At 63.0% G+C, this 4341-nt stretch carries 4 protein-coding genes; 3 read left to right on the forward strand and 1 reads right to left on the reverse strand.

Annotation, left to right across the window (positions count from 1 at the left end; translation table 11 throughout):
- The 3 genes from EN906_RS24425 to EN906_RS24435 all read left to right on the forward strand — a co-directional run.
- Nucleotides 1-2345 (forward strand): FAD-dependent oxidoreductase (locus tag EN906_RS24425; protein WP_164777324.1); only part of this gene is annotated, 2345 nt, incomplete at its 5' end.
- Between the two features lie 95 nt (nucleotides 2346-2440).
- Nucleotides 2441-3289: a DUF1194 domain-containing protein gene (locus EN906_RS24430; RefSeq protein ID WP_127272437.1), complete on the forward strand. Its 849-nt coding sequence runs from the start codon at nucleotides 2441-2443 to the stop codon at nucleotides 3287-3289.
- A gap of 168 nt (nucleotides 3290-3457) precedes the next feature.
- On the forward strand, nucleotides 3458-3799 hold the full coding sequence (locus EN906_RS24435) for a peptidase inhibitor family I36 protein (protein ID WP_023812325.1): 342 nt from the start codon (nucleotides 3458-3460) through the stop codon (nucleotides 3797-3799).
- A gap of 38 nt (nucleotides 3800-3837) precedes the next feature.
- Here EN906_RS24435 and EN906_RS39030 read toward each other — a convergent pair.
- Nucleotides 3838-4341 (reverse strand): helix-turn-helix domain-containing protein (locus tag EN906_RS39030; RefSeq protein ID WP_127375438.1); only part of this gene is annotated, 504 nt, incomplete at its 5' end.

A 4341-nucleotide genomic window follows, 5' to 3' on the forward strand; every position in this document is an offset into this window, starting at 1 on the left:
CCATCGATTTCTACGAGAAGATGGGCCACTACGCGCGCATCGGCGGCCTTGAGGTCGCGCGCGTCGGCGACGACGGCCGCATGGAGGAGATCAAGCGCAAGATCGCCTCGGCCAAGGCGTTTGGCACGCGCGCCCGCCTGATCGAGCCGGCCGAGATCAAGGAGAAATTTCCACTCATCGAAGAAGCGATTGTCCAGGGTGGCCTTTGGGATCCCGATGCCGGTCTGGTCATCCCGCGCTCGCAGACGGTCGCCGGCAAGCTGGTCGATCAGGCGGAAGCGTCCGGCAAGCTCAAATCCTTCGCCAACACGTCGGCTCGGTCGCTTGTCGTCAAGGACGGCCGCATATCAGGCGTGGTGACGGACCGCGGCACCATCGAGGCCGACTATGTCATCGTCTGCGCCGGGATCTGGGGCCGGCTGATCGCGGAAATGGTCGGCGAGGACCTGCCGGTCATGCCGATCGACCATCCGCTGACCTTCTTCGGCCCCTACAACGAGTTCGCCGGCACGGGCAAGGAGATCGGCTGGCCGCTGCTGCGCGACCAGGGCAACTCGGCCTATATGCGCGACACCGGCGATCCAAAGACCGCCGAGGGCGGGCAGATCGAGTGGGGTTACTACGAAGAGACCAATCCGCGCCTGTGCCATCCGCGCGACCTGCTGGAGAAGGATCAGGCGCGGCTTTCGCCCTCACAGCGCGACCTCGACATGGAGCAGATCCTGGCACCGCTCGAACGCGCCATGGAACTGACGCCGATCCTCGGCGAACTCGGCTACAATGAGAGCCATTCCTTCAACGGGCTTCTCCAGGTGACGGCTGATGGCGGCCCGTCCATGGGCGAAAGCCAGAAGGTGCGGGGCCTTTGGTATGCCGTCGCCATCTGGGTCAAGGATGGTCCCGGCATGGGCAAGCTGATCGCCGACTGGATGACCGACGGCCGCACCGCAATCGATCACCATGCCATCGACTATGCACGGTTCTATCCGCACCAGACCAAGGAGCAATTCATCTGGGATCGCTGCACCGAGACCGCGATGAAGGTCTACAATCCGGCGGTGCATCCGCGCGAGCCGTTCTCCAAGGCCCGCAACATCAGGCGCTCGCCGTTCTGGGAGCGCGAGAAGGAACTTGGCGGTTATTTCATGGAGCTCGGCGGCTGGGAGCGCGCCCACGGCTATGCCGCCAACGAGCACCTTTTGGAGAAATACGGCAACCGCGTGCCGGTGCGCGAGAATGAGTGGGACAACCGCCATTTCTGGCGCGTCTCCAATGCCGAGCATCTCGCCATGAGCGAGGATTGCGGCATCGTCAACCTGTCGCATTTCGCCATGTATGACATCGAAGGTCCCGACCATGTCGCGCTGCTGGAATGGCTGTGCGCGGCCAAGATCGGCGGCGACAACAACATCGGCAAGGGCATCTACACCCACTTCCTCGACGAGGAAGGCATGGTGCGGGCCGACTTTACCGTCATCCGCATGGCTGACCGCTGTCGTTTGATCGACGGCGCGGACGCCGGTCCACGCGACTTCCAGTACATGCGCCGCACGGCACAGGACAAAGGCTTCGACGTCACTATCACCGACGTGACCGAGAAATACGTCACTATCGGCATCTGGGGGCCGAACGCCCGGGCGACCTTGCAGAAGGTGGTCGAAAATCCGGACGGGCTCTCTGTTGAGAACTTCCCATTCGCGGCGATCAAGCCGGTCCGGATCGGCGGCAAGGATGTCACCGCTTTCCGCATCTCCTATGTCGGCGAGCAGGGCTGGGAACTGCACATGCGCTACGAGGACGGCCTGGCCGTCTGGGACGCCCTGCGCTCGACCGGCGTGATGCCCTTCGGCGTCGAGACCTATGCCAACACGCGCCGCATGGAAAAGAGCCTGCGCCTGCAGAACGCCGACCTTTTGACCGAGTACAATCTGCTCGAAGCGGATCTCGCCCGTCCGAAGGTCAAGGAGAACGACTTTTGCGGCAAGGCCAGGCATGTAGAGTTCCGAGCCCGCGAGCACCAGCCGGCCATGCTGTGCACGCTGGTGATGACCAGTAATGTCGATTCCAAAGGTGTTGCCCGCTATCCCGTTGGCACCATGCCTGTAATGGACCCGAAGACCGGCGAGACGCTGGTCGACGACCTCGGCCGGCGGTCCTTCACCACCTCGATGGCCTACGGCCCGACCATCGGCAAGAACATAGGTCTCGCCTATCTGCCGTGGGCGTACGCCCAGGAAGGCCGTAAGCTCACCATCGAGTATTTTGGCGAGACATATCCGGTCGAAGTCGCCGCCGTCGGCTACAAGCCGCTCTACGATCCGGAGAATTTGAAGCCGCGCAGCTGAGTGCTCGCAAGCGCAAAAAGGCATGAAGGCAAAAGCCTGGCCACCGGCCGGGCTTTTCTCTTTTTAAGCCGGCGGTTTTCGCTTACCCTTGCGGAATGTCTGCTTTTGCCTGTGCTAGACATTTGCTTTCGAGCTGTGCCGCGTTCGCGCTGACGCTTTGGTTGGCGCCGGCGTCCCTTGCTGACGAGCCCGTCGATGTCGAGCTGGTGCTGGCCGTCGATGTCTCGCTGTCGATGTCACCGGACGAACTCGAGATCCAGCGTCACGGTTACGCAGCGGCGCTGACGCACGACAATGTGCTGCAAGCCATTGCCGATGGCGCTTATGGCAAGATCGCCGTTACCTATGTCGAATGGGCCGGCACCACCTGGCAGCGCGTCATCGTGCCGTGGACGGTGATCGCCAGCCGCACCGACGCCGAGCGCGTGGTCGCGCAGTTGTCGGCGCAGCCGCCCAATAGCGCGCGGCGCACCTCGATCTCCGGAGCGCTGGAGTTCGGCAACGACCTGTTTGCCGAAAGCGGCTACCGGGGCACGAAGCGGGTCATCGACATTTCGGGCGACGGCCCCAACAACCAGGGTGCGCCGGTCAATCTGACCCGCGACGGGCTGATCAAGCAAGGCATCGTCATCAATGGCCTGCCGCTGATGACGCGAGGCGGTTTTTCCGGCGCCTACGACGTCAGCAATCTCGATCGCTACTACAGCGACTGCGTCATTGGTGGTCCCGGAGCCTTCATGATCCCGGTCAATGACTGGACGCAGTTTCCCGAAGCCATTCGCCGCAAGCTGGTGCTGGAACTCGCCGGTCCGGCCTCGCCGCAATGGGCGGCGGAAGAAGCCGCGCATCCGCCGGTGATATTGGCGCAGGAGAGGTCCACCACCGACTGTCTGGTCGGTGAGAAAATGTGGCGAAACCGCAGTTGGATGTTCGACAGCCGCTAAAGCTCTTCTCCGTTGAGCGTGATCTTTGGCCGAACCGGCTCCCATTCTTGCCCCCGCTGCCTACCTGTTCGGGCTTACGCTCCAGGCTTGCCTCCGCTACCGAAGCAGTGGCAAACTGGGCGGGCCGCGTGATCCAGCCAGGAGCGCGGCCAAACCGAGGAAACACCGATGAGACGTCTTGCCATCCTGACCGCAGTCGCGTCTGTGCTTTATGCCGACGTCGCCAGCGCCCAATACAACCAGGCTGCCTGCATCATGTTCGAGAACGGGAATTTTCGCGGGCGGTCCATCGGCATGGGTGCCGAGGATTCCGTAAATTTTCGTGGCGGCCAGTTCTGGAATGACCGTGTGTCGTCGGTGATCGTCCGCCGCGGCTGCACGCTCGTGGCCTATGAGGATTCTCGGATGGGCGGCCGCTCGATCGAGATCACGCGCAGGATCCGCAATTTGGGCGGTAGTGACTGGAACGACCGTATCTCCTCGGCGGAATGCACCTGCGACGACTACTGAGGTTCAGGCGGCGGAGCGCAGACCGGTTACGGGTCGGATCAGGCTGCCAGCAGCTGCTTGCGGTCGACGCGCTCTTGTTGCGGCGAGCGGGCGTAGAGTTCTCGGTAGCATTTGGAGAAATGCGAGGCCGAGACGAAGCCGCAGGCGACCGCCACCTCGACCACCGGCATCGACGACTGGATTAGCAGATGCCTGGCGCGGTCGAGCCGGATTTCCAGATAGTAGCGGGCAGGGGAGCGCCCCATCTCGGTGCGGAACAGCCGTTCGATCTGGCGGCGCGACAGGTCGACATGGTCGGCGATCTCGATCAGTGACAGCGGCTCCGACAGATTGCCCTCCATCAGTTCGATGATGGTCAGCACTTTCGAGTTCTGGACGCCGAGGCGGGCGCGAAGTGGCAGGCGCTGGCGGTCGGTGGGGCTGCGCACGCGGTCGGTCAGCACCTGCTCGCAGACGCGGTTGACGAGGTTCTCGTCAAAGTCGTCGCCGATCAGCTTCAGCATCATGTCGAGTGCGGCGGTGCCACCGGCGCAGGTGTAGAT

It is taken from the genome of Mesorhizobium sp. M7A.F.Ca.CA.004.06.1.1 (genome assembly GCF_003999135.1).
Taxonomy (GTDB): Bacteria; Pseudomonadota; Alphaproteobacteria; order Rhizobiales; family Rhizobiaceae; genus Mesorhizobium.

Bases quoted from the DNA above. Each gene is read 5' to 3' on its own strand.
- EN906_RS24430 (WP_127272437.1), top strand. From the start codon at position 2,441: ATGTCTGCTTTTGCCTGTGCTAGACATTTGCTTTCGAGCTGTGCCGCG.
- EN906_RS24435 (WP_023812325.1), top strand. From the start codon at position 3,458: ATGAGACGTCTTGCCATCCTGACCGCAGTCGCGTCTGTGCTTTATGCC.